A 24,494-nucleotide genomic window follows, 5' to 3' on the forward strand; every position below is an offset into this window, starting at 1 on the left:
CTCTGACCGAAAAAATCGGTTTCACCCTAGTTTCACGGAACGGACAAAGAAGATTAGCCCCGGAAACTTAATGATTGGTAAAATTCGAGAAAATGAAGCTCAATTTAGGCATTTATGCAGTAATCTCGTTAATGAGTAGCTACGTCTTGTTAGCGACTCCGGCGCAGTCGCAGCGTCCATCACCCTGTTCTAATGATAACCAAGAACGACCCTCCCAACGTCGCCGCCAAATTATTAACCGTGAATATGGTTTGCGCTTTGATATTCCGGCTAATTATTACACGGAACTACGAAGTGAGACGGGACATAGACAACAGTTATCTATTGCGGTTCGTAACCCTACTGATGTCGAGTTTTTGGAATGTGCAACTCGTAACCGGATGATTGGAGCCGGACACCAAGTTTCCGACGTGAGAGTTACGATTGAACCACGTCCTAGCAATATCAGTAATGTTCGTGATATTTTACGCGATGCGGCTGGAAGCGGTTACAGCCAGATTTTAGAGTCTAATTTTGGGACTATTGCGGGACGGGATGCGGTAATTTATATAGTGCAAACGAGTTATCCTGAGCGTTATCGGTATGCGCGGCTAATCCATCCTAATGGACGATATATCATTAGTATTGCGGCGGGTGATTATGGGGAAAGAATAGATGTGATTGATTTGCAGGTGATGAACCTGATCATGTCTACGATGAGGATAGATTAGCAACTATACAGTAGGTAAAACCCAACACGATGCTTTTAAGGAGTAGGAGAAAATGAGAAAGGCGATCGCCCAATTTGAGTAGGTTGGGTGGAGGTACGAAACCCAACGCCAGTTTTGGGAAGTAGGTTGGGTGGAGGTCACGAAACCCAACGCCAGCATCTCTCAGTGCCAAAAAATGAGGCGATCGCCTAAGATTGTAGAGATAATCTACCTATGATATTTTGAGCGTCTTAAATTCATGTTATCTTAATCACAGTTACTTGCTGCTACGAAACAATGAACTATCCAGATTTTAGACCACAAGGTTATCAAGTGATCAGGGAACTGGGACGAAACCGGGAAGGGGGGAGAATTGCTTGGTTAGCGTCACAGTTGCGAACAGGCGAACAGGTAGTTATCAAACAGTTCTGTTTTGCTCAATCTAGTGATTGGTCGGCTTATAAGGAACATCAGCGAGAAATTGAAGTATTAAAGGGACTTAATCACCCCGGTATCCCTAAGTATTTAGGCGCATTTGAAACAGATAACGGCTTTGGTTTAATCCAAGAGTATAAAAACGCCGCCAGTTTAGCAGTCAAGCGCAGCTTTGACCCGGAGGAAATTAAACAGATAGCAGTCAAAGTCTTAGAAATATTAGTATATCTACAAAATCGCATACCTCCGGTTATTCATCGAGATGTTAAACCCGAAAATATCTTAGTTGATGAGCAATTGAATGTTTATCTGATTGACTTTGGGATGAGTCGCATTGGTAGTCAAGAAGTAGCGGCTAGTAGTGTGTTTAAAGGCACACCGGGTTTTATTCCCCCGGAACAACTGCGTCAACCCACGGAAGCCTCTGATTTATATGGTTTAGGTGCTACGTTGATTTGTTTACTCACGGGGATTAAGTCAACGCAGATACAAGATTTAACCGATGATGATGATCCCTATATCATTAATTTTAGAGATTTATTACCCCGGTTAAGTCCCCGGTTTCTGAGTTGGTTGGAGTTGATGGTTAAACCACGACTTAAAGAACGCTTTACCGATGCAAAAACAGCTTTAAAGGCGTTGATACCTTTGGATGTGGTGCGTGTACCAGCAGTGAAGTTGAGTAAATCGGTGTTGGAGTTTCAAGCGACTCACATAGGGGAAAAGTTGCACCAAAATATAGAAGTTGTTAACACCATGCCTGAGACTTTGTTACAGGGTAAATGGAAAGTTGCACCCCATCCCCAAGACCCGCGCCATACTCGAAACTTCCACAGTTGGATTGTGGTAGAACCGTCTAAGTTTAAGGGTAATCATATTAACTGTCGTGTCCGGGTAGATACTAGCAAGTTGATGGCTGACAAGTTGTATAAGCGTCGGTTGCGTTTACGCAGTAATGCTGATGTGGAGGTTCACAGTTTGACAGTGCAGGTAAAAACAGCGCCTTTACCTATTGAACGGCGACCAGTCCCTTATCTACGATTGGTGTGTTCGTTGTTGGTTTCTGCGATGTTCGCTTATGCAGGTTGTTTATTTGTTCCTCTGATTGCGCCTGCGATGGGGGATAGGATTCTGGCTGTGATGGTAGCCAGTATTGGGTTTGGGATGGTCGCTGGTATTTGGGTTGGGATTGTGGCTGTAAACAGCAGCGAAGTTGGGATCATAGCTGGTATTGGGGTGGCGATTGTGGCTGGGATTGTAGCTGGTATTGAGGTGGCGATTGGGGATGAGATTGTAGCTATTGAGGCGGCGATTCTGGCTGGGATGGTGGCCAGTATTGGGGTGGAGATTGGGGTGGCGATTCTGGCTGGGATTAAGGATAGGTTCGAGGCTGCGATTGGGGTGTCGATTGCGGTTGGGATTGTGGTTGGGATTGGGATAACTTGGATTGGAACTTCGATTGGAACTATGATGGCGATTGTGGGTGGGATTGTGTGTGGGACTGGGATAATGATGGGGACTAGGATTATGATGGCGATTGTGGCTGGGATTGTGGCTGAGATTAAGCTTGCGATTGATCCTGTCATTGAATTTGACGATGGAAAGTTAGCACTATTCACAGTAGGATTAGGAATTAGTAGCGGTATTGGTTTCGTAGTTGGAATGCTTAACCCCTACATTTTATTTGCCTTATCAGCTACGGGATTACCCTTGGCAAGTATCCTACTTTATCAACCCATTCAACACCGCTGGTTAATTGCTAAATATCGCAAGTCTGAGAAGCATTTGATTAAACCATAGGTTTTTGTAGGTGAGTTTTACGATCGCCTTTTTTCCCAATTTGAGTAGTAGGTGAGTTTTACGATCGCCTTTTCCCCAAGTTGAGTAGGTTGGGTGGAGGTCACGAAACCCAACGCCACCATCTCTTAGTATGGCCTTTTTCCCCAATTTGAGTAGGTTGGGTGGAGGTCACGAAACCCAACGCCACCATCTCTCAGTGTGAAAAAATGAAGCGATCGCCCAATTTGAGTAGCCAGCATCTCTCAGTGCGAAAAAATGAAGCGATCGCCCAATTTGAGTAGCCAGCATCTCTCAGTGCGAAAAAATGAAGCGATCGCCTTTTCCCCCATTTGAGCGAAAAAATGAAGCGATCGCCTTTTTCCCCCATTTGAGTAGGTTGGGTGGAGGTACGAAACCCAACGCCAGCATCTCTCGGTCCGAAAAAATGAGGCGATCGCCCAATTTGAGTAGGTTGGGTGGAGGTACGAAACCCAACGCCACCATCTCTCAGTGCGAAAAAATGAGGCGATCGCCTTTTTCCCCCATTTGAGTAGGTTGGGTGGAGGTACGAAACCCAACGCCACCATCTCTCAGTGCGAAAAAATGAGGCGATCGCCCAATTTGAGTAGCCACCATCTCTCAGTGCGAAAAAATGAAGCGATCGCCTTTTCCCCCATTTGAGCGAAAAAATGAAGCGATCGCCTTTTTCCCCAATTTGAGTAGGTTGGGTGGAGGTACGAAACCCAACGCCAGCATCTCTCGGTCCGAAAAAATGAGGCGATCGCCCAATTTGAGTAGGTTGGGTGGAGGTCACGAAACCCAACGCCACCATCTCTCAGTGCGAAAAAATGAGGCGATCGCCCAATTTGAGTAGGTTGGGTGGAGGTCACGAAACCCAACGCCACCATCTCTCAGTGCGAAAAAATGAGGCGATCGCCCAATTTGAGTAGGTTGGGTGGAGGTCACGAAACCCAACGCCACCATCTCTCAGTGCGAAAAAATGAGGCGATCGCCTTTTTCCCCAATTTAAGTAGGTTGGGTGGAGGTACGAAACCCAACGCCACCATCTCTCAGTTATGTTGGGTTTCACTACGTTTCACCCAACCTACATGGCTAAAATTATTAATTATTAATTATTAATTATTATAGGTTGGGTGGAGGTCACGAAACCCAACACCACCATCTCTCAGTTATGTTGGGTTTCACTGCGTTTCACCCAACCTACATGGCTAATTTCGATGTCTTCTAAACAAGAATACCGCGCCGAATGTAGGGGCGGGTGCCGCCGTCAGCCATCAAACACACCGGGCAGCTATATACACCCGCCCGCAGCAAGTAGGTTGGGTGGAGGTCACGAAACCCAACGCCAGTTTTGGGAAGTAGGTTGGGTGGAGGTCACGAAACCCAACGCCACCATCTCTAAATGATGTTGGGTTTCACGGAGTTTCACCCAACCTACATGGCTGGGGTTTTGGGGAGTAAGAGAAAATTAGGCGATCGCTCCTCATTGCACAGGACACCCAAAGTAGTACGCTAACATAGGGACTATTTGTAGGAATTGTGATGACAACAGCAGCTAAACCCCGTGATCCTAATCAAACCCCCACGGAAAAGACCAAAACCATCGGCGATCGCTTCAAATCTGGGGTAGAGCGGCCCGTCGTCATTTTTATGGTAGCTTTGCACGGCCTAACCCCCTTGCTTTGTTGGCTTTTCCCCTCAGCCCTTGGCGTAGGGATGCTTTTCGCCCTCTATCTCTTAACTGGCCTGGGGATTACCGTCGGCTACCACCGTCGCCTTACCCACCAAGCCTTTCAAGCCCAGGGTTGGGTAGATCATATCCTGGCCGTGTTAGGGCTACTGGCTGGAGAGGGGCCGCCAATTTTCTGGGTGGCGCATCATCGTAAACACCACAAACATAGCGATTTACCCGGCGATCCCCACAGCCCGCAAGATGGCTTTTTTTGGGCCCATTGGCTGTGGATCTTCCCCAAACAGGATAAACGGCGGCTAGGTGTGCTCTATCGTCGCTGGGCCCCGGATATGTTGGGAAATGAGTTTTATCTGTTCCTAGAACGTTCCTATTTTTATTGGCATTTGGCGCTATTGGTGGGGCTGGCTGCTTTGGGCTATCTCGTCGGCGGTTGGTATATGGCAGGCTCCTTTGTGGCCTACGGCTTTTTCCTGCGGATGGTCGTCGTGTTGCACATCACCTGGATGGTGAACTCGGTGGCTCACGTTTGGGGCTATCGCAACTACGAAACCAAAGACACTAGCCGCAATAACCCCCTGGTGGGCATTTTAGCCCATGGCGAAGGCTGGCACAATAACCATCACCATGTACAGCAAGCGGTGAACCATGGTCAACGGTGGTGGGAATTTGACCTCAGCTTTTTGGTGATTACCGCTTTAGCGGTGGTGAGTTTACCCCTGAAATGGCTGGGTTGGGGCGATCGCCGTCCCGTCTATCAACTCAAGGTTTATTCCTATCCAGAGCAGAAAATTACCACCCGGTTTCGCAATTAGCATCGGGTGGCTTGCGAATCGCCAATTTGGCTTGTGGGGGCGAAAAATTTTTCGCCCCTACTCTGGCAATTGACACTCCCCGGAGGGCTTCTGCCGCCTATTCCCTATTCCCCATTCCCCATCCCCCCAAATTCCCCCGCCCATCGCTACCAGATAACCAGCAATTTCGTTTAACCTTAATAGATGTGGGCTAAAGATTTAGCCCCTCGATTATCCTTTCCACAATTAAGGAGCCTTTTTCCCCAAAGTTGAGTAGGTTGGGTTGAGGTAACAAAACCCAACGCTACTATCTCTAAATTATGTTGGGTTTCACTACGTTTCACCCAACCTACATGGCTGATATTTTCCCTTGACAAATACCCAGATTTGACCTATCCTATAATAATGGGAAACTGTGCCGCCATATATATGGCTTTGATAGTGGGTAAAACCCAACACCAGGGTTTTGGGAAGTTCGAGAAAATGAGGCGATCGCTTTATCGAGGAAGGTTTTTGGGGAGGTAGAGCGATCGCTATTTAACCTAATTTCGGCCTCTTCTCAACAAGAATACCGCGCCGAATGTAGGGGCGGGTGTCGCCGTCAGCCATCAAACACACCGGGCAGCTATATACACCCGCCCGCAGCAGCCAATTGTTAATTGTTAATTATTAATTATTAATTGTTTCTGACCCGCCGCCAGTTCCGCCTTAGCAAAAGTCCGTCCGACAGTTGAGTAGGTTGGGTGGAGGTAACAAAACTCAACCCCACCATCTCTAAATCATGTTGGGTTTCACTGCGTTTCACCCAACCTACATGGCTGCTGTTGGGTTTCACCCAACCTACCCAGAGCGATCGCTTTTTCCGTCACAACTGACCCAGGGAATCTTTAAGTACCAATTTCAATTCCTTGGTAATTGGCAGCCAATCAATTTCACGGCATAACTTCGACGGACTTTCACCATCTTGGAGCCGTTGCCAATAAACTTCCACTAGAAGCGTTTTTAAACCATATTTAGTCAATGCGTCCGATGCTAGTCCAATGATTCCTAATAATACAATTCCGCCCAGCATCCCACCAGGTCCTAGCATTGCTAAAGCCGCTGTGATCGCGGCGGCTCCCGTCAGTCCTGTAGTCGCCATGGTAATTAACAGAACCACCGCTGGTAAACCCACACCTGCTAATTTTCTTACGATTTCATCCATGAGATGTCACTCCCAAATCTTCTTGGTTATTAATGACTAACTCCACAGGCGATCGCTATACTTAAAGTTCCCTAATTCCTAGCATTAATAAATACTCTCAGAATTTAGATAACTTCCGCCATCACTCAAACAATCACCCGCCAAGTTAGCTTGAAGTACATCATCTCCCGCTTCTCCCATAGCTTCTGATTGGAGCCGTGCGCCGCCACAGGACTAGACCACAAGGGGGAAATCTGCCATTTTCCCTGGGATTAACACTCTCTGGGGGTTCCACAGTCATAATTACACTGACAATTTGCCGATACCAGCGCCATATTTTCGCGGTTGTGTCAATGAATTAGAGAATCTCGGCTGAGTTATTAGCATGGAAAATTTATACTCTGATTCCAGATTACATTTTTGACTACATTTTGCCAATATGTATTTTCACTGAAATTTCCGGGGTTGTTTGTGGGGTCTGTTTCCGTAAATTTACTGAGGATAAACCGGGATTGTCAGGGATTGGTAAAATGCTGAAGTGGCTAGACCTGTCATGGTATAACTTTTTTGCCGAAAGGGAAGTGTTGCACATTAAATAGAACTTTTTGATATCTACTTAATTTTACTGGGAATTGATAATGTCATGATATCTTGACAGTTTAGCCAGAGCTATGGTGGGGGTTGTGATGACGGACGGGGAAGGCTGGATCACAATGTCAGCCAAAGATCGGGTTTCAACACCTGAAATTGGTAGAATCAGGTATTCAATCTCAGATAATGATGGTATAATTACTCACCAGACGAAACAGAATTGACGTTTATAGATTTTGAGAGTAGCGATCGCCACTACCTGGGACGGCGACTGGTGGGGTGGTGGTTGCTGAGACTGATCATAAGCAGTCGGTGCTTACCCGCTGCGAGTTGTGGTTATTTTGTTGTTTTCACGGTTGAGGGAATCATGAGCAAAAATTGGTTTGAAGACTATCAGCAACAATGGCTGGATACCTGGAAAAATAGTTGGGACAGTATCAAGGATCTATCTAATACTTCTGAGGCTATGACCAAGGCGTTAGATTTTCAACAAGAAACTGTCAATGGGACTCTGAAAATACAGCAGGAAGCCCTGGAAACTATCGCCACTGCTCAAAAACAGTGGTGGGATAGTTATTTTGATTGGGCTAAACAGATACCTCTGGTTACCAATAAATAACCAGAAGTTGGGGGGTTGGGTTTAACCTAGGTTGGCGATGGGCTCCCAATTCTGAACGTCTTTCAGTAAACTTTGGTAGCCTTGAACATTGGGATGTAAACCGTCGGAACTCAGTTGCGATCGCACCCAATCTTCCCCACGAGACAGCCACAGGTCGAATATATCTAAATAGGGGATATCCCGGACTTCGCAGCCTCGCCGTGTGGCTTCTTTGTAGGCGTATTGGTCCGCGTGGTTGTAGTACATACAGCCTAAAAAGGGCATTTTGCTTTCGTCAACGGGAGGCATTCCTACGAAGATGACTGGACAGAGGCTTTGGGCCCTTTCCAGAAGGGTGGCGACATGGATGCGAAATGCGTCGAAATCTGTGAGCGATCGCCCGTTGGGTCTTCCTAAGCGGGGGGTGTCATTGAGTCCGACTGATAAAATAATTAGGTCTGGTAGGCGGTTTCTTAATTCTCCCCGTTGCCGAAATTCCTGCTCGAGACGCTGGGTGACTTGGGCGACGGTATTACCACGAATCCCTAGGTTGTAAAGCGCATGACCGGGTTTTTCTGGAGACATCCACTCGCGTCGCAATTGTTCTACCCAACCTCCGCCGACTGGATCTCCGAATCCATAAATTAGACTGTCCCCCAAAGCGATAATTCTTAGGGGGGTGTGTTTCGTATGGGTGGGCGCAAACTTGGTTGTTGCAACTGCTTGTATCATAGGATGCTGCTCTCCTAAGTTGGCTGTGGTCTTTACCTGGATAGTAGGCTTTTAGCAATCTACTGTAACACAGCTTAACATAATAAAACTTAATAAAAAAGTTCTTCGTGAACTGATGTCGCTAAAATCCCTCAGCAGTGGTATCTCAAACTACAATTTATATCTGGGGATAGATATCGCTAACCATTGATGGTCCAGTATTGTTGGCGATCGCTTCTAAAGATTAAAATTCGGTTAATATTCCGTAAACTAAGATCCTCCCTAGCGCCTACAGAGGCGGTAGTGGGTACTTGGTCTAAATTGATGGGCAAAATGAGATTTTGTTACAAATCTATAGATTAGCTAAAAAGCATCAATTTTGAGCAAATTATCTTATAATTTGGGGTAGTGTTTCCCAGGCTTTAGGAAACGACGGGCCGGGAATAGCTATGGAGTCAATCAGAGTCAGATTTGATTGGCAAAAAGTAATTTACTGGTTTATGCAATATGGATACTAAGCTTTTTGAAGATTACCAAAAGCAAATGGTAGACTTGCAGAAAAAATGGTTTGACACTTGGATGGAGGGTTTTCCGGGTTGGAAGCCTCCCTCTAATTTATCAGAGGGTTTTGAACAGACTCTGAAATTGCAGGAGGAAATGGTTAAGTCTTATCTGGAGACACAAAAGCAGACCACCCAAATGATGCTGGATGCTCAAAAACAACTCTGGACAGAGTATTTTAATACTATGCGTAAAACTGCCGAGAGTGTGAAGTAAGGTATCAAAAAAGCGGAAGGGGGGTAGATTGTTTTTTTCAACCCCCCCCTAATTAGCCGCTAATCAAATTACTCTCGCACTTTTAACCAATCAACAATGGTTGGGGGTAGGTCTCGCTGTACTTTGCCACTGACATACATACCGATATGACCTACGGGGAAGGATTTGGCGGTGTAGTCCTCACTGCTGATGTATTCCTCTAAGGCTAGGGAAGAGGAAGGGGGGACTAGGTGATCTTTGTCGGCGTAGAGGTTGAGAACTGGCATGGTAATATTGCTTAAATCTACCCGAGAATCACCAATTATTACTTCGCCTTTGATTAGTTTGTTTTCCTGATAAAAATCTTTCAGGAATTGGCGATAGGTTTCTCCGGCTTGGTCGGGACTATCAAAAATCCATTTTTCCATGCGGAGGAAGTTTAGCAGTTTGTCGCGACTTCCCATGATTTCAGGTAAATCGAGATATTTTTGATATCCTAATTGTAGGGGTTTTAACATCAGAAACTCGATGTTTAAATAGTCGCCGGGAATGTTACCTAAAGCCTCAACCATGAGGTCAACATCTATGGCTTCCGGTCCTAATGTACAGCCTCCCCGCGCATTTAACAGGGTATTTGGCATATCAAAGTTGACTGGCGCAACCATGGTGATTAGGTTTTGCACTTTTTCGGGATATAGGGAACTGTAGCAGAGGCTAAAGGTTCCTCCCTGACAAACTCCTAGGAGGTTGATTTTATCGAGTTCATAGTGATCACGCAGAAAATCAACACAGTTATTAATATAACCGTTGATGTAATCATCTAAGGTTAACCAGCGATCGCTACGGGTAGGATATCCCCAGTCAATCAAATAGACATCTAATCCCAAACTGAGTAAATTAGCAACTAAGGAACGACCCTCTTGCAAATCTACCATAAAGGGACGATTGACTAAAGCATAAACAATTAGCAGGGGTACAGAAAGGGTTTTTTTGACTTTGGGTTCAAAACGATAAAGGGTGACTTTATCTTCCTGATACACTGCTTCTTTGGGTGTGACCCCAACGATAATTTCTTCCTCCCGTAAACTGCTAAGGTTGTCCATACCATGAACAATTTTTTCGGTGAGGTCTGCATATTCCTGGGTTAAGTCTTCTAAACCCATTTGTAAGGCGAAAGGTAACATAGCTTGATGTCCTCCAAGCAAAGACATATTAAATTGGATCACGAATTGAGTCAGACTGTTGAGACAAATATTAGGAGTAACTTTCTCTCAACTTACTTCTTGAATTGACTCGGGTTTGGGTGAAGATGCTGTCATGGTGGATATCTGTTTTTTGAGAGATTTAACCTCTTTGCGGAGTTCGTAAATGATTTTGTGCATTTCGTCAATTTCGCTGCGGAGGGGGAGATTGAGCGATCGCATAGAAATCTCCATCAACTTTTGTTGTTCTAGTCGATAGGCGTTGAGGGAGTTAATAAACCTTCCCCTAATTTTGAGTTTATCTTCGGAACAGAAAGTTTCCTCAAATACATCATCTATAGCCACACTCCATAACTGCTGAAACTGCCGCCAAGTTTCGACTTTTTCGCCTTTGCTAACTCCCGCCGCTAATTTTTCGATTAACTTCTCAAAGGCGCGGACTTGGATATCTGCTAAAACTACCTGATAATCATTACTAGCGCGATAAAAATTTATCCAAGCCTGAAAATGACTCATCATGGTACTATTCAACTCGCGACTAATACCAAACATCGGACTTTGTAGCAGGGTTCCTAGGCTGGGTTGATACAGTTGTTCCCAGTAGAGGTTATTTAACTCGATTAATGCTTCACTTTTACCCATCATGGCTTCACCCATGGGAACCATAGCCGCGCCGCTGTAGTTCATCCACATTTGGTTAAACTTCTGCATTTGTTCCATGTAGAGTTTCCCCAGGGTCGTGCCGCTTCCGGTCATCTTAGTGGGAACACTCATATATTGTTCCATTTGCTGGCGAATTTGCTGGGAGTAGTTTTCTAGGGTTTGTTCCCAATTCGCACCAGATTCAACTTTTGGTAATATATCTTTCCAGGCTTCAAAGGAAAATTGTAGAAAACGCATCAATGAGGCCTGATTTTTTGCCATTTGTTCGGTTATTCCCCCGGAGTGGGACTGGCCATTTTTATCGGTGTCAGATACTCCTGACCCACTCATCAGATCAAACCAGTTTTTCCAGATGTCATTTCCGGTCTGAGTCCAGGTGTTTACCCATTGATTGGCCATTTCGTTCCACGGATTTGTTTCGTTTTCCATTGTCTATACCTGATACATTTACGCGACATTTATCCGGCTATTGCCTGACAATGCGACGATAGCACTATTACCCGTTAAGGTAACAGAGGCGGTATCCCGCAAAGCTTTTAGAAAGATTCCAAAAGCACCGTTCCAGTCCCTGGGTAGAGTGAACCCGCACTCAGGACATCGGAACACTTTTGAGCCACCTAGCTGGGAATGCACATGACCACAGTAAGTACAGGTTTTGCTGGTGTATTCTTCCGTCACATCTACAACTGTGGTTCCAGTTATTTCCCCTTGATGTCTCAGGGTCAGTTTGAATCGATAATGCGCCCATGTCAGCATGGCGCGGGCAGTCTTAGACCTGATTAGACGCTTCACCTGACTGGCCATATCGGAAGTCTCGAAGGTGGGCAAAAAAATTAGGCTGTAGTTGTGAGTCAAGTAGTGAGCAATTTGTTTGTGGGCTTCATCAACTAGATTGCGGATTTTGGTTCTCATTCGTTGAGCCACTTGCCTCATCCGTCGCCTCCTTGAACGACAGGGTTCCTTGGCGATTCTGCTCATCAAATCATCCAAATGTTGACATAGCCTAGTAATGCGTCCTATATCCCCGGAGCCAAATTCCAGAAACCCAGTTATGAAAGTTCGCACACCCGGGTCTAATGCAATTACGCCATTCGCTTCAGTTGGGGTAACGGCAACTGGTTCAGGGAAAATCGCAAACCATCGACCTTAACTATGCCGACATCTCCTGACCAATGATGTCCCAGTCAGGCCAGCATTTTCTTTCCCTTGAAGTTGAGCCCGCCTCCGATTTCTGAGACGACTTCTGCTTCGGGGTAGAGGTTGGACAGTGCGGCCACCTGTCGGTTGAGGTCTGACTGCTGGGCGCGGCTACTAACTCTGGCATAGATAACGACTTTGCGTTTGTCACTGCCTGATATGGCAGCAGTATATCACTCAACGTTGTATCGTCGTTGCCCAGCGGGGGTTCTGATGGTCTCGATTGAGCCATTTTCGTCCCATCTGCGGAGTGTTCTTTCATGGACTCCAAGGATTTGGGCCGCTTCCTTGGGTTTGACATATCTGGCAATAGGTTTATCCTCAACTCTTCTCGCTTATTATACCGTATTGCCCTAAAATATTAACCTAATTTGAGATTAAATCATGCTCTTCGTGTGAAGCTGTAATTTTGGCTTCTCCTGTTCTGGCGTTCCCTCAAACATGAAACTGAGAACAAAAAAGGCTACCCAGATTTTAGCTTCTTCTTTGGTAATTGTAAATCGAACTGGGCTTTTTATCCACAACAAAACCGATTAATTTTATGGGTCATTCGTTTGGGGGAAATGTTAAAATTTTATAAAGGTTTTGTCAGGGGGTTGAGTCCTTTGGAGAAATTCTATAAAATAATAAGGTACAGCCCCAAAAAAATTCACCTATAAAATTGGGAGGTTTACCCGTTTAGCATCAACTACATAGCGCGATACAAAGGATTCAAAAAATACTGGCGTTGGCGTTGAAACAACCGCAAACGTTAGCTTTGGGCTGTATTTTGGTGAAGTGATAATCATGAGAAAAGAGAGTTGATGTGACTGAAACCAATTAAAACTGGAGGTTGACTAAAGAATTATTCACCCATTACTAGGAAGCGAAAAAATGAGTAAGCGGAAAAAAGCGAAAATTGCGATCGCCTGTCAAGGAGGGGGAAGCCACGCGGCATTTACGGCGGGAGTTTTAAAGAGATTTCTGCAAAGTGATGTATGCGATCGCTATGAAATTGTGAGTTTAAGCGGCACCTCTGGCGGCGGTTTATGTAGTCTACTAGCTTGGTATGGTTTAGTCAAAAATCAACAGGAAACGGCGAGAGAACCCTATCACCAATTAATTGATTTTTGGGAAGATAACTCAGCCAACCATCTTTGGGAACAATACCTAAATTATTTAACGGTTCAATCCTGTAGATTTTACGATAAGGGGATTATTCCTAGCTACATTTCTAATCCCTATACCTGGGGAGGAGTTCAGGAATTTTGGCAATCTGTCACGCCGAGACGAGAATATTTAGACCTGAAGAAACTGCTGGAAAAGCACATCAATTTTTCGCAACTTCCTAGGCTGATTAATAGTAGCAGTCCCCGATTATTTCTAGGTGCGGTTAATGTGATATCTGGGGAATCAAAAATCTTTGACTCTCGCCAAAACGAAATTGAAATTGATGCCATTCTCGCCTCGGCGGCTATTCCCACCCTATTCAAAGCTGTGGAAATTGGGGATGCTGCTTATTGGGATAGTTTATTTGCAGAAAATCCGCCAATTTTATCCCTAGTAGATGAACAAATTATTCCCCCGGAACAATGGCCGGATGAATTATGGGTTATACAGGTGAACCCTCGCGCCTGTGACAGTATACCTAGGACTACGCCAGAGATTTTAGAGCGGCGAAATCAACTATCAGGGAATCTTTCTCTGTATCAAAGTTTAGAGTTGATCGAAAAAACTAATCGCTGGTTACAAAAGGGGTTTTTAAATGGAGATCTAGCGGGAATTAGTCCGGTGCAAGTTCGCCAGTTAGAAATTAAGCGATCGCATTTAGAAGGATTAGACTATGCCTCTAAATTTGACCGGCATCCTAGTTTAATTAACCACCTGATATCGGTGGGATTTGCACAGGCTGATTCTTTCGTAGAACCCCTGTTAAATGCCAGAGATTTAGAGGATATACTTTACCCAGAAAGTCGGGTTAATATCAATTCAGATATTCCCGAATCTGACCCAGCGATTTTATGGCAAATTGGCACATCTTCCAAACGGCTAAAGGTTTCTCCCCAAGGTGTCTGGACTCCCGAATATAACTATTATATCGGTAGTGATGCTGACCCGATTAAATACCCTAGCTTACCGACAATTATAACAGCTCCTGATGCGGAAAAACCGCCGGGAGTGGCATCAACAGATCGCCTGAATATTCACTTCCGCCTGTATAGGGATTATCAGGAAGGGGAATTAACTTTATCTTACCACCGCGATGGTTTGGGAGAGGATTGGTTATTCCTAGATGGTATCCTATTAATCCGCATTTGGGGTGCAGGAGAAAATCAGAAACGTCAAACTGAACTACAACTGGGAAGCCTGAGTGAAGGTGAACATACGATAACTTTAACTACCGCTAAAGGTAAGGGTAAGCATCGTATTTATGAGTTCAAATTGGCTGCGGGTGTCTCATCGGCAACTGTGTCAGAAACTCCTGTCTCTTTCGGGGGTAAAACTTCCCAGAAGACGGTAACCAGTCAGCCATTGCTGGCGGAACTTCCCGACAGTTTAGATGGTTTAAATTTTGCGGTAACCACTTCCGAGGATAGGTCAAAATTGTGCCTGGAAGTAACCAATAGTTATCTGAATGCAGATGTTCTGGATTTTCGGGTAGTTGCAGCGGAGGTAATTAGTTCGCCAGGTGAAAGTGTGCAAGTTTTGGAAGAGGGAGAATTTCTCTCTCTGGGAAACCTACCCGCTAAGGATAGTGAACCGTCTAAGCTGACGGGAGAAATTATCCTAGATGCTGAAGATGAACCGGCTAAAATAGAAACGGTGAAAATACAATACTCTGGTCGGGTTTCGGTGAGTGGTCGAGGTCGCGATCGCTTAAAGTTTACGGTAAATAAGGGAGATGATTTACCCTAAAATACCTGAAAAAATACCTCCAAGAGGATGACGATATGAGTCAGACAAATACAATCAATAAAGTTGACCTGGTGGTAATTATCGATACCAGTTCCCCACTGCGTGATGATGCTGATACTATCAGTAAGGTGGCGGAAGACGTGATCGAAAATGTCAGGGAAAGCTATCCCTGTGATTTGCAGATTACCTGGTTGGGAATAGAGGGAATTTGGCACGGAACCCCCTTTAGTCGTACCCTGCGTAATTATTTAATTAATGGTGGGGTAAATGAGTCCGAATTGACTGGGTTAAAGGTTACCCGTAGTAATGGAAGGAATGACCCGGCGCGGCGGGATGGCGCGGGAGCGATCGCCGATGTATGTAATCACTTTGACTGGCGTTTAGGCGCAAATAGGGCGATTTTTTATCTGGGAGAATTGGGGATTTCATCGGATAATGAATCACTAAATTTAGACCAGTGGGAAAAAGCGATCGCCGCCGCTAAGTCTGCCGTGGTGACAGTTCATAGTTATCGACAATCTTCGGGAGATGATGTAGCCATCAGCACACAAACGGGGGGATTATCATTTAGTCATCCCCTAGATAATCAGGGTTGGTCGTCGGCTTTATTATCGGTCGTAGCGGCGAGTTTTACGCCAGAATCTTACCTAGAAATAGATAAGTATGCTCCCTCTTTTGAGTTGATTTGTTCTCAACCTAGCCTAGGTGCAAATCAGGTGGAAACTGTGGCGATCGCTGTTACCAATAAGTACAGTAACATCACCTTTCGGGATGTGACCGTGTTCTTGTCCGCCGTCACCATTGATGAACGGACTCCTGTACCCAATTTACCTGACGAAATTCCCCCCATTCTCTTACAGCCAAATACCCCGATTTATTTTGGCGATATCAACCCCTATAACCCAGATATTGAACCTGTCCCCACCACCACTATTCGCCCTATTCAGATTGAAACCAGAGGCTCTGTAAGTGGGGAGTTTTGGCTAAATATTGACTACAGTTATTCCGCCGAATTTTCGGTCAAAAAACAGGAAAAAATTGTAGTGTAAAATCGACCAGCTTTTTGTAATTAATTGTAATGTGTATTATGAGCAAAAAAAATATTGCGATCGCTTGTCAAGGTGGCGGTAGTCATACAGCTTTTACTGCTGGTGTTCTCCATGACTTACTACTAGAGGGAGTTCACGAAGAATACAATATTACCGAATTAAGCGGCACTTCTGGCGGCGCGATCTGCGCTACCGCAGTTTGGTATGGTTTACTCAAATATGCAGCCGGTTCAAAAGAACCCCCCTATAAATGGTTAGTCAAAATTTGGGAAGATAACTCTACTCAAAGTGTCTGGGAAAAAAGTTTAAATAACTTTGTCATTAACACAGTCCACTTGCAGGATTCTGGCATAATTCCCAGCTATCCCCCCAATCCTTATGCTAATCAATGGATTGTGGATTTTCTCACCATGATATCTCCCCGCAAAGAGTATATTAACCTGCGAGAACTCCTAGAAAATCACATTGATTTTGATGAAATTAAAACCCTAGTTAATTCATCGAGTCCCACCCTATTGTTAGGTGCAGTCAATATTCTATCTGGTGATTTTAAAGCCTTTGATTCTCGCAAAGGGGAAATTATCGTAGAAGCCGTGATGGCTTCTGCTGCTATTCCTAATGTATTCCCAGCCGTTCATATTGGTCAAGATGCTTACTGGGATGGTCTATTTTCTAAAAATCCCCCAGTTACCGAATTTTTGACAGAAAATATGGTCAGAAGACCTGACGAGATTTGGATTATTCAAATTAACCCTAAAACCCGTGGTTCTGAACCCAAAACCGCCCAAGATATCCTAGACCGACGCAATGAATTAGCCGGGAATCTGTCCCTCTATCAAGAAGTTAATTTCATTGAGTTAGTTAACAAGTGGATTCGGGCGGGAATTTTTGAGGGGACACCATTAGCTGATGAAATTAAACCCATTGATATTCGCTGGATCAGTATGAGTCATGACCTAGCCGAAGAACTTGATTATTCTTCTAAACTCAACCGGGATGATGCTTTCATTCAGAAATTGATGAGTAATGGTCGCCAGCAAGCCGGACAGTTTTTGCGGATTCTGCGGGGTGTTCCACAACCAGCATAGAATCAGCACAAAAAATGATTAAGGGCTGGTGGGGAAGGGGATAGACTCCCCCCCTACCGCCCCCTAACAACTGTTTGGTAGTTGATACAGCCTGTTCAGAAATCATCTGATCACCTCTCAAAGTCCCTCTCCATCTCTGGGATCCAGATTCAGGGTGAGGGCAATGTATTCAGCGACTGGTGAACAAGCTGTATGTAGCTTATTTGTTTAGAATAATCGCCATTTGCTTTTCAGGAAGAGGAGTATATTCCGAGACTAGGCGGCGGAACTCGTCCCCCTCAATGGTTTCCTTTTCTAAGAGAAGTTCTACCAACTGGTCTAGCAAAACTCGGTGTTGACGGATAAGGCGGCGGGCTTGATCATAACAGCGAAAGGCGATCGCTCTAATTTGATGATCAATCTTAGTCGCCACTTCCTCAGAATATTCCGATTGACTAGGAAAGCCTCGCCCCAAGAATACCTGTTCTCCGGGACTTTCCAAAGCCACCAATCCCAAATCAGACATCCCGTAACGAGTCACCATTTCCCGCGCCAAATTACTGACCATCTGAATATCACTACTAGCGCCAATAGTCACCTCTGCTTCACCAAATACTTCCTGTTCAGCAGCCCTTCCCCCCAAAGCAATAGTAATTTGATCAATCAACCAAGCGCGGGTATACAGACCACTATCAACCATATCCTCATTAAACATCTGTTGAGCAAAACCGCCAATTCCTCCAGACCGGGGAATAATTGTCACCTTATTAAGAGGATCAGAATTTTTCAACAGAGTCATCAGCAAAGCGTGTCCCACCTCATGATAAGCAATCAGTCGCTTTTTCTTGCTGTCGAGAAGGGGAGTTAAAGCCAAACCAATAGTAATGCGGTCAATAGCATCATCAATTTCTAAGAGGGTAATCGCTTCCTTGCGTCGTCTAGCCGTTAAAATCGCCGCTTCATTAAGTAAATTAGCCAGATCCGCCCCTGCTAATCCTGGTGTTCTGCGGGCGATCGCCTCTAGGGAAACATCATCAGCCAGCTTTTTATTGCGCGCATGAACCTGTAAAATCCCTAAACGGCCATTGTAACCAGGTAAATCAACAATCACCTGTCGGTCAAACCGTCCCGGACGCAATAGGGCTGTATCCAAAACATCAGGGCGATTAGTGGCTGCAATCACAATAATTCCCGGATTACCCTCAAATCCATCCATTTCCGTCAGTAATTGGTTAAGGGTCTGTTCCCGTTCATCATTACCGCCGCCAATTCCCGCGCCCCGTTGGCGACCGACAGCATCAATTTCATCAATAAAAATCAGACAGGGGGAATTATCCTTAGCCTTTTTAAAAAGATCCCGCACCCGGGATGCACCGACCCCCACAAACATCTCCACAAATTCCGAACCAGAAATGCTGAAAAACGGAACCCCCGCTTCCCCCGCTACAGCCTTAGCTAACAGGGTTTTCCCAGTTCCCGGAGGTCCCACCAATAGCACCCCCCTAGGAATTTTCGCACCAATGGCGGTAAACTTTTCCGGGGATTTTAGGAATGTGACCACCTCTTGCAATTCTTCCTTAGCTTCTTCAATACCAGCCACATCATCAAACATAATCCCGGTTTTCGCTTCCATTTGGAACCTAGCCTTAGATTTACCAAAATTCATCGCATTTCCCGAAGACTGGGAAGACCGCCGCAGAATCATCAGCAGAAATGCTAAGACCGCCACAATCACCAAAACATTGACCACTAAACCCATAGCCACGCTATTGTCTGCCGAAGGTCTTACCTCATAGTCTACCGGGTTTGCCCGCAGCGCGGCCATCAGTTCCGGGTTATGGTCAAATAGTGCCACATACCTAATCTGTTGTCCGTTGGCTTCGTCTGTGAATGTGACTTTAGCAAGTTGTCGTGATGGGTCTTCTTGAATTCTGATGACCTGTCCCGCTTCGATTTTCTGCAACAAGTCTGTATAACTCATCGACCCAGAATCACGATTAGCCAAAGCTGGAGTCCCCAAAAGGATACTTTGGGAAATCACCCAACCTCCCAAAATCCGCCACAAATGCTTTTTGGACATGGCTGATGATTTAACTGGTTGTCCCAATCTGTTGATCCAGGAACTTTTCATATTCACATTTACCTTTGCTGTTGCTGTATCTTTGAATCTAACCATTACTGTATAGTTTAGCCTGAGATTATGTTAGCTGCCCCCCACCTCAGCCATGATTAGGGGGAAAGTCATCGGGTTGGAGGTTGTTCTCTCCCCTGTCCTCACACCAGCCGGCAACTTGGGGCTTTGTCTGGTATTCTTATCGGTTTCGGAAAACCATCCTATAATTGAAATATATTTTTTGGGACTCAGACAGGAGAAATTTAGATGATTAATGGCGTAATCATGCAATACTTCCATTGGTACATCGATCCCGATTTGATTTTATGGAATCAACTTAAAGAAAACGCCCAAGAATTAGCCGATGCTGGTATTACCGCCCTCTGGCTTCCCCCAGCTTATAAAGGGAAGAAAGGTAAATATGATGTGGGCTATGGTGTTTATGATTTGTATGATCTGGGGGAGTTTGATCAACAGGGAACTGTCAGAACCAAATATGGCAATCATCAACAGTATTTAGATGCTATTCATGCCGCCCAAAGTGCCGGGATTCAGGTTTACGCTGATGTGGTGGTTAATCATCGCATGGGGGCTGATGAAACTGAGGTGGTTAAAGCTACTCCTTTTGCTATGAATAATCGGATTCATCCGATTGGGGAAATGCGAGAGATTAAAGCCTATACTCATTTTACTTTTCCCGGTCGTCAAGGCAAACATTCTGATTTTCAATGGCATTGGTGGCATTTTGATGCGGTTGATTATGATGATTTTACTAAAGATTCCTCGACCATTTATCTGTTTGAAGGTAAGGTTTTTGATGATTATGTGTCGTTGGAAAAGGGGAATTTTAACTATCTAATGGGTTGTGATCTCGATTTCCAAAGCCGAGAAGTTAGGGACGAAATCACTAACTGGGCTAAATGGTATCTTGATGCTACGGGGGTTAATGGTTTCCGCCTTGATGCCATTAAACATATTTCGGCTTGGTTCTTCCCAGAATGGATAGAAACCCTAGAAAATCACGTCGGTAAAGACTTGTTTATGGTAGGGGAATATTGGTATAATGACATTGATACTCTACATTGGTATGTAGATACGGTGGGGGGTCGAATGTCTGTGTTTGATGTTCCCCTACACTATAAGTTTTATTATGCCAGTAAGTCGGGGGGTAACTTCGACATGAGAACTATTCTCGATCGCACTTTTATGCAGGAACGCCCCATTAATGCGGTCACCTTTGTAGAAAATCATGATTCTCAACCTTTACAAGCCTTAGAAGCACCCGTTGAACCTTGGTTTAAACCGTTGGCTTATGCGATTATTCTACTGCGACGAGAAGGTTATCCCTGTATTTTCTATGCTGACTATTATGGCGCAGAATACGAAGATTATGGAAAAGATGGTAACAGTTATAAAATTGTTTTACCCTCCCACCGTTGGATAATTGATAAGTTATTATATGCGCGACATCATTACTCCTACGGGGAACAATACGATTACTTCGACAACTACAATGTCATCGGTTGGACTCGTTTAGGTGATGAAGAACACCCCCAAGGTATGGCTGTGATTATGAGTGATAACATTCCTGGTCAAAAATGGATGGAAGTTTGTAAACCTAATGCTAAGTTTATTGACCTGACAGAACACATCAAAGAACCTGTTTATACCAATGAATGGGGATGGGGTCACTTTTCCTGTGACGGGGGTTCTGTATCTGTTTGGGTACAGGAATAAAAATCACTGATTTCTGATGACTTAAATTAACTGGAAAACCGCCGCCAGGATATTTGGTAACCCTCCATATAGTCCTGGCGGATGCTACAATCAGATGATGGGTTAAAAGGTTTCCCAGTCGATTGCTGCTACTGCTACAGGTGCTGGGGGGGAAGCTGGAACTGGTGAGACTTGAACCGGATGATTTGTCAATTCCTGTTGCTTGTCTTGTAGTTGCGATCGCAATTGTTCCAATTCCCCTTGAGTCTGTTTGTATTTACTATGGGAGGACTCTAATACCTGCATGGTTTCCTGAAGTTGAGCGTGACACTTCTCTAAAAGTCCCTCCGTCTCCTCTTTTTGCGATCGCAATTTTTCCAATTCCCCTTGAGTCTGTTGTTGTTTACTGTGGGAGGACTCTAATACCTGCATGGTTTCCTGAAGTTGAGCGTGACACTTCCGTAAAAGTCCCTCCGTCTCCTCTTTTTGCGATCGCAATTGTTCCAATTCCTCTTGAGTCTGTTTGTGTTGACTGTGGGAGGACTCTAATACCTCCATAGTTTCCTGAAGTTGAGCGTGACACTTCCGTAAAAGTCCCTCCGTCTCCTCGTTTTGCGATCGCAGTGTTTGCAGATTTTGTCGCGCCTCCTGTAACTCAGCCTTAGTCTTATCAACTTCCTCAGCCGCTTCTTTTTGCATAAACTGAGCCTGTTTCAACTCCTCAGTCTTATTATTCAGCTTGTCTTTAGTTTCCTGTAACTCCTGTTGGACAGACCCCAGTTGTGCTTTTGACCCTTGCGCCTCTTGAACCTGAATATGAGCCTGTTCTAGTTCCTCTAATACCTCATCAAACTTCAACTGACCCTGCTGTAACTCCTGCTGAATGCTAGTAAATTTCTCTTTAGTTTCCTGTAACTCCTGTTGGACAGACTCCAGTTGTGCTTTTGACCGTTGCGCCTCTTGAGCCTGAATATGAGCCTGTTCCAGTTCCCCCAATACCTCATCAAACTGACACTGAGCCAGGTCTAACTGTTCAGTAGTGCTGGTTAGCTGACCTTGAATAGTCTGTAACTCTTTTTGTAGGGACTCCAGTTCCGCTTTTGACCCTTGCGCCTCCTGAATTTGAGTCTTAGCCTTTTCTAGCTCCTCAGTAGTCCTAGTTAGCTTGGCTTGAGTTTCCTGTAACTGCTGTTTGACCGACTCCAGTTCCGCTTTTGACCCTTGCGCCTCCTGAATTTGAGTCTTAGCCTGTTCCAATTCCCCCAAAACCTGATTTAACTGAGAATTGACCCGTTCCAATTCTTGCTTGCTCTCCGTATCCGAGGCTGTTTCCTGCTGAATTTGATGTAACTTAAAATGGGTTTCCTCAAGTTCCCCCAATACCTCATCAAACTGACAGTTGACCTTTTCTAACTCCTCAGTAGTGCTAGTTAGCTTGGCTTGAGTTTCCTGTAACCGCTGTTTGACCGACTCCAGTTCCGCTTTTGACCCTTGCGCCTCCTGAATTTGAGTCTTAGCCTTTTCTAACTCCTCAGTAGTGCTAGTTAGCTTGGCTTGAGTTTCCTGTAACTGCTGTTGGACCGACTCCAGTTCCGCCTTGTCCGTTTCCCCCTGCTGAATTTGAGCCTGAACCTGGTCTAACTGGGTGCGAGTCGTGTTCAAACTATCTTGAGTAGTCTGTAGCTCTTGTTGTAGGGACTCCAGTTGTGCTTTTTCCGCTTCCTGCTGGTGAATTTGAGTCTTAGCCTGTTCCAATTCCGCCAAAACCTGATTTAACTGAGACCGGACCGCTTCTAATTCCTGTTGACAGTCAGTATCAGAGGCTGTTTCCTGCTGTGGAATTTGGGTCTGAGCCTGTTGGAGTTCCCCGGATACCTGTTCAAACTGAGACTGGACTCGTTCTAATTCCTCCCAAACATCACGCAATTCGGATTTAGTTTGCTCGAGTTCTTGTTGTAACTGTTCCTGAGTGGGTTTCGCCATAATGATTATCTAATTGCACAAATAAGGAATTTTGCTAACTATATGTATTCTAACGGCCGATGTTCTGAGCCAGATCTGGCAAAAAGTTGACCAGGGAGCGAAAGACGACTATCAACCCTAAAACGATAAGCTGTAGGGTGATGATGGAATCACACCGTGATAAATGTCTTCGGTGCTGATAGACGCAGGAGCCACACCCCGTAGGTAAAATAGGGCAAAGCCAAAGGGAGGGGTGAGGAAGGAGGTTTGTAAATTAGCGCCTAATAATACCCCGAACCAGACTAAATCCATATTATAGCTTTGAGCAATGGGAAGTAAAAGGGGAACTACGATAAAGACGATCTCGAAAAAATCGATAAAGAATCCCAACAGGAATACGATTAACATGGAGATGAGCAAAAAGCCGATTTGACCCCCAGGAAGATTGAGGAACATATCTTTAACTACGTCGTCTCCCCCTAGTCCCGGAAATACTAAACTAAAAGCTCGTTACACTGGGGGGGATGATTTGACCTAGGGTTCCTGATGCTACAATTTACAATTACTCCGGCGGCGAGTCTGGCATTATAGCTGTAGCGTACCATGGTGGCGATGGAAATTAAGCCCATAGCTATGACGGTGGCGGCGACTACTCCGGTGGTGGCGGCTAGGAGTCCTCTTAATATAATTACTGCGATCGCTAATCCTCCCCGCATTCTTCCGAATAATATTCCCATGGTTTCTAACAGGTTTTCGGCTATGCCAGTTTTTTCTAGCATTAAACCTAGGAAAATAAAATAGGGAATTCCCAGCAGTGTAAAATTGTTCATAGTCCCGAATATCTGCTGTGGCATGGCTGACCATAGAATGGGGTCAAACACTCCGAAAATCATGCCAATTAGGGTGAAAATTCAGGCGACACCACCCAGGGAAAAAGCCACGGGATAGCCTAATGTTAACACTATTTAAGCCACGATAAACATGGCAATACTCAACCATTCAACATTCATGCGATCGCTATTTAGCTGAAAATGTCCACAACCAGAAACAAAATCTTTCTATAATATCATATTCCGGTAACACATAGTTGTTAACCTCCATAACTGATGATTAGCCCCCATTACTCACTTTTGACCGGAAAACTGTATTAATAGCTACATTTTTTGGGGTTGACTTAGCCTAGGATACACCACTAGCCTTAAAGTTAAGTAAAAGTTAAGACCATTTCTCTGTCACCAAGTTAGCTAAGGGTAAATGCTTAATAAGTCTATTTGCCTGAGTAGATTTATCCATGGTAAAACTAACCTTTTTGGTATGTAATTGGTCTTAAATTTACTCAAGTAGCATCAACTCTCGGAAATTGGCTAGTAATTAAAAAGAAAT

General features: G+C 44.8%; 22 protein-coding genes and 2 pseudogenes. 11 read left to right on the forward strand and 13 right to left on the reverse strand.

Features of this window, described 5'->3' with window-relative positions; translation table 11 throughout:
• The first annotated feature begins 92 nt into the window (after positions 1–92).
• Complete coding sequence (locus NLZ44_RS00260) at positions 93–710, forward strand: hypothetical protein (RefSeq protein WP_493751511.1); 618 nt, start codon at positions 93–95, stop codon at positions 708–710.
• Positions 711–986: 276 nt separating this feature from the next.
• Positions 987–2,924, forward strand: coding sequence for a protein kinase domain-containing protein (locus tag NLZ44_RS00265; RefSeq protein WP_493751512.1), 1,938 nt, complete (start codon positions 987–989; stop codon positions 2,922–2,924).
• 193 nt (positions 2,925–3,117) lie between these two features.
• Here NLZ44_RS00265 and NLZ44_RS00270 read toward each other — a convergent pair whose 3' ends face one another.
• The gene (locus NLZ44_RS00270; protein WP_493751513.1) at positions 3,118–3,717 is read right to left on the reverse strand and encodes a hypothetical protein; all 600 of its coding nucleotides are present in this window, start codon (positions 3,715–3,717) and stop codon (positions 3,118–3,120) included.
• On the opposite strand from NLZ44_RS00270, the gene NLZ44_RS00275 reads away from it, so the two are divergent.
• The 3 genes from NLZ44_RS00275 (at position 3,707) to NLZ44_RS00285 (ending at position 5,429) form a co-directional block, all read left to right on the forward strand.
• Positions 3,707–3,853: a hypothetical protein gene (locus NLZ44_RS00275; RefSeq protein ID WP_158536339.1), complete on the forward strand. Its 147-nt coding sequence runs from the start codon at positions 3,707–3,709 to the stop codon at positions 3,851–3,853. The genes NLZ44_RS00270 and NLZ44_RS00275 overlap by 11 nt on opposite strands.
• Positions 3,828–4,043, forward strand: coding sequence for a hypothetical protein (locus NLZ44_RS00280; RefSeq protein WP_493751514.1), 216 nt, complete (start codon positions 3,828–3,830; stop codon positions 4,041–4,043). The genes NLZ44_RS00275 and NLZ44_RS00280 overlap by 26 nt, the downstream gene beginning before the upstream one ends.
• 423 nt (positions 4,044–4,466) lie before the next feature.
• On the forward strand, positions 4,467–5,429 hold the full coding sequence (locus NLZ44_RS00285) for an acyl-CoA desaturase (RefSeq protein ID WP_493751515.1): 963 nt from the start codon (positions 4,467–4,469) through the stop codon (positions 5,427–5,429).
• 655 nt (positions 5,430–6,084) lie between these two features.
• On the opposite strand, the gene NLZ44_RS00290 is transcribed toward NLZ44_RS00285, so the two are convergent.
• Together NLZ44_RS00290 and NLZ44_RS00295 are read right to left on the reverse strand one after the other, a co-directional pair.
• Positions 6,085–6,243 carry a hypothetical protein gene (locus NLZ44_RS00290; RefSeq protein ID WP_493751516.1) on the reverse strand — a complete coding sequence of 53 codons (159 nt, stop codon included), beginning with the start codon at positions 6,241–6,243 and terminating at the stop codon, positions 6,085–6,087.
• A 30-nt stretch (positions 6,244–6,273) separates the two neighbouring features.
• Positions 6,274–6,612, reverse strand: a complete 339-nt coding sequence (locus NLZ44_RS00295; RefSeq protein WP_006621793.1) for a hypothetical protein — start codon at positions 6,610–6,612, stop codon at positions 6,274–6,276.
• Positions 6,613–7,549: 937 nt separating this feature from the next.
• On the opposite strand from NLZ44_RS00295, the gene NLZ44_RS00300 reads away from it, so the two are divergent.
• Complete coding sequence (locus NLZ44_RS00300; RefSeq protein ID WP_006668011.1) at positions 7,550–7,801, forward strand: hypothetical protein; 252 nt, start codon at positions 7,550–7,552, stop codon at positions 7,799–7,801.
• 21 nt (positions 7,802–7,822) lie between these two features.
• Here the strand turns inward: NLZ44_RS00300 and NLZ44_RS00305 are convergent, their stop codons facing one another.
• Complete coding sequence (locus NLZ44_RS00305; RefSeq protein ID WP_006617458.1) at positions 7,823–8,512, reverse strand: GDSL-type esterase/lipase family protein; 690 nt, start codon at positions 8,510–8,512, stop codon at positions 7,823–7,825.
• Between the two features lie 179 nt (positions 8,513–8,691).
• Positions 8,692–8,823: a hypothetical protein gene (locus NLZ44_RS00310; RefSeq protein WP_493751517.1), complete on the reverse strand. Its 132-nt coding sequence runs from the start codon at positions 8,821–8,823 to the stop codon at positions 8,692–8,694.
• A 175-nt stretch (positions 8,824–8,998) separates the two neighbouring features.
• On the opposite strand from NLZ44_RS00310, the gene NLZ44_RS00315 reads away from it, so the two are divergent.
• Positions 8,999–9,268 (forward strand): hypothetical protein, encoded by a 270-nt coding sequence (locus tag NLZ44_RS00315; RefSeq protein WP_006621796.1) that lies wholly within the window; start codon positions 8,999–9,001, stop codon positions 9,266–9,268.
• A 68-nt stretch (positions 9,269–9,336) separates the two neighbouring features.
• Here NLZ44_RS00315 and phaC read toward each other — a convergent pair whose 3' ends face one another.
• The 4 genes and pseudogenes from phaC to NLZ44_RS00335 form a co-directional block, all read right to left on the reverse strand.
• Positions 9,337–10,458 carry a class III poly(R)-hydroxyalkanoic acid synthase subunit PhaC gene (gene phaC, locus NLZ44_RS00320; protein ID WP_493751518.1) on the reverse strand — a complete coding sequence of 374 codons (1,122 nt, stop codon included), beginning with the start codon at positions 10,456–10,458 and terminating at the stop codon, positions 9,337–9,339.
• Positions 10,459–10,518: 60 nt separating this feature from the next.
• Positions 10,519–11,541 (reverse strand): class III poly(R)-hydroxyalkanoic acid synthase subunit PhaE, encoded by a 1,023-nt coding sequence (phaE, locus tag NLZ44_RS00325; protein ID WP_006621798.1) that lies wholly within the window; start codon positions 11,539–11,541, stop codon positions 10,519–10,521.
• Between the two features lie 18 nt (positions 11,542–11,559).
• Positions 11,560–12,258 (reverse strand): annotated as a pseudogene (locus NLZ44_RS00330) (RNA-guided endonuclease InsQ/TnpB family protein); the annotation flags it as partial.
• A gap of 41 nt (positions 12,259–12,299) precedes the next feature.
• Positions 12,300–12,620, reverse strand: a pseudogene (locus NLZ44_RS00335) (MerR family DNA-binding transcriptional regulator); the annotation flags it as partial.
• 562 nt (positions 12,621–13,182) lie between these two features.
• Between NLZ44_RS00335 and NLZ44_RS00340 the strand changes: the two are divergent.
• From NLZ44_RS00340 to NLZ44_RS00350, 3 genes are read left to right on the forward strand one after another with little or no spacing between them, the layout of a single operon-like run.
• On the forward strand, positions 13,183–15,204 hold the full coding sequence (locus NLZ44_RS00340; protein ID WP_493751519.1) for a patatin-like phospholipase family protein: 2,022 nt from the start codon (positions 13,183–13,185) through the stop codon (positions 15,202–15,204).
• A 35-nt stretch (positions 15,205–15,239) separates the two neighbouring features.
• Positions 15,240–16,253: a hypothetical protein gene (locus NLZ44_RS00345; RefSeq protein WP_315640187.1), complete on the forward strand. Its 1,014-nt coding sequence runs from the start codon at positions 15,240–15,242 to the stop codon at positions 16,251–16,253.
• Between the two features lie 38 nt (positions 16,254–16,291).
• On the forward strand, positions 16,292–17,341 hold the full coding sequence (locus tag NLZ44_RS00350; protein ID WP_006621803.1) for a patatin-like phospholipase family protein: 1,050 nt from the start codon (positions 16,292–16,294) through the stop codon (positions 17,339–17,341).
• A gap of 199 nt (positions 17,342–17,540) precedes the next feature.
• On the opposite strand, the gene ftsH is transcribed toward NLZ44_RS00350, so the two are convergent.
• On the reverse strand, positions 17,541–19,451 hold the full coding sequence (gene ftsH, locus NLZ44_RS00355) for an ATP-dependent zinc metalloprotease FtsH (protein ID WP_493751520.1): 1,911 nt from the start codon (positions 19,449–19,451) through the stop codon (positions 17,541–17,543).
• Between the two features lie 249 nt (positions 19,452–19,700).
• On the opposite strand from ftsH, the gene NLZ44_RS00360 reads away from it, so the two are divergent.
• Entirely contained in the window at positions 19,701–21,170 is a 1,470-nt protein-coding gene (locus tag NLZ44_RS00360; RefSeq protein ID WP_493751521.1) for an alpha-amylase, read from the forward strand.
• Between the two features lie 102 nt (positions 21,171–21,272).
• Here the strand turns inward: NLZ44_RS00360 and NLZ44_RS00365 are convergent, their stop codons facing one another.
• The 3 genes from NLZ44_RS00365 to NLZ44_RS00375 all read right to left on the reverse strand — a co-directional run bounded on the left by NLZ44_RS00365 (position 21,273) and on the right by NLZ44_RS00375 (position 24,004).
• Positions 21,273–23,132 carry a hypothetical protein gene (locus tag NLZ44_RS00365; RefSeq protein ID WP_493751522.1) on the reverse strand — a complete coding sequence of 620 codons (1,860 nt, stop codon included), beginning with the start codon at positions 23,130–23,132 and terminating at the stop codon, positions 21,273–21,275.
• A gap of 117 nt (positions 23,133–23,249) precedes the next feature.
• Positions 23,250–23,567, reverse strand: a complete 318-nt coding sequence (locus tag NLZ44_RS00370) for a TRAP transporter large permease subunit (protein WP_493751523.1) — start codon at positions 23,565–23,567, stop codon at positions 23,250–23,252.
• A 38-nt stretch (positions 23,568–23,605) separates the two neighbouring features.
• Positions 23,606–24,004: a TRAP transporter large permease subunit gene (locus NLZ44_RS00375; protein WP_493751524.1), complete on the reverse strand. Its 399-nt coding sequence runs from the start codon at positions 24,002–24,004 to the stop codon at positions 23,606–23,608.
• Between the last annotated feature and the right edge of the window lie 490 nt (positions 24,005–24,494).

Source organism: Arthrospira sp. PCC 9901 (assembly GCF_059013425.1).

What these genes read in the sequence shown, in the direction of transcription:
- NLZ44_RS00260 (WP_493751511.1), top strand. Translation starts at nt 93, where the DNA reads ATGAAGCTCAATTTAGGCATTTATGCAGTAATCTCGTTAATGAGTAGC.
- NLZ44_RS00265 (WP_493751512.1), top strand. Translation starts at nt 987, where the DNA reads ATGAACTATCCAGATTTTAGACCACAAGGTTATCAAGTGATCAGGGAA.
- NLZ44_RS00280 (WP_493751514.1), top strand. Translation starts at nt 3,828, where the DNA reads ATGAGGCGATCGCCCAATTTGAGTAGGTTGGGTGGAGGTCACGAAACC.
- NLZ44_RS00285 (WP_493751515.1), top strand. Translation starts at nt 4,467, where the DNA reads ATGACAACAGCAGCTAAACCCCGTGATCCTAATCAAACCCCCACGGAA.
- NLZ44_RS00295 (WP_006621793.1), bottom strand. Translation starts at nt 6,612, where the DNA reads ATGGATGAAATCGTAAGAAAATTAGCAGGTGTGGGTTTACCAGCGGTG.
- NLZ44_RS00300 (WP_006668011.1), top strand. Translation starts at nt 7,550, where the DNA reads ATGAGCAAAAATTGGTTTGAAGACTATCAGCAACAATGGCTGGATACC.
- NLZ44_RS00305 (WP_006617458.1), bottom strand. Translation starts at nt 8,512, where the DNA reads ATGATACAAGCAGTTGCAACAACCAAGTTTGCGCCCACCCATACGAAA.
- NLZ44_RS00315 (WP_006621796.1), top strand. Translation starts at nt 8,999, where the DNA reads ATGGATACTAAGCTTTTTGAAGATTACCAAAAGCAAATGGTAGACTTG.
- phaC (WP_493751518.1), bottom strand. Translation starts at nt 10,458, where the DNA reads ATGTCTTTGCTTGGAGGACATCAAGCTATGTTACCTTTCGCCTTACAA.
- phaE (WP_006621798.1), bottom strand. Translation starts at nt 11,541, where the DNA reads ATGGAAAACGAAACAAATCCGTGGAACGAAATGGCCAATCAATGGGTA.
- NLZ44_RS00340 (WP_493751519.1), top strand. Translation starts at nt 13,183, where the DNA reads ATGAGTAAGCGGAAAAAAGCGAAAATTGCGATCGCCTGTCAAGGAGGG.
- NLZ44_RS00345 (WP_315640187.1), top strand. Translation starts at nt 15,240, where the DNA reads ATGAGTCAGACAAATACAATCAATAAAGTTGACCTGGTGGTAATTATC.
- NLZ44_RS00350 (WP_006621803.1), top strand. Translation starts at nt 16,292, where the DNA reads ATGAGCAAAAAAAATATTGCGATCGCTTGTCAAGGTGGCGGTAGTCAT.
- ftsH (WP_493751520.1), bottom strand. Translation starts at nt 19,451, where the DNA reads ATGAAAAGTTCCTGGATCAACAGATTGGGACAACCAGTTAAATCATCA.
- NLZ44_RS00360 (WP_493751521.1), top strand. Translation starts at nt 19,701, where the DNA reads ATGATTAATGGCGTAATCATGCAATACTTCCATTGGTACATCGATCCC.
- NLZ44_RS00365 (WP_493751522.1), bottom strand. Translation starts at nt 23,132, where the DNA reads ATGGCGAAACCCACTCAGGAACAGTTACAACAAGAACTCGAGCAAACT.
- NLZ44_RS00370 (WP_493751523.1), bottom strand. Translation starts at nt 23,567, where the DNA reads ATGTTCCTCAATCTTCCTGGGGGTCAAATCGGCTTTTTGCTCATCTCC.
- NLZ44_RS00375 (WP_493751524.1), bottom strand. Translation starts at nt 24,004, where the DNA reads ATGATTTTCGGAGTGTTTGACCCCATTCTATGGTCAGCCATGCCACAG.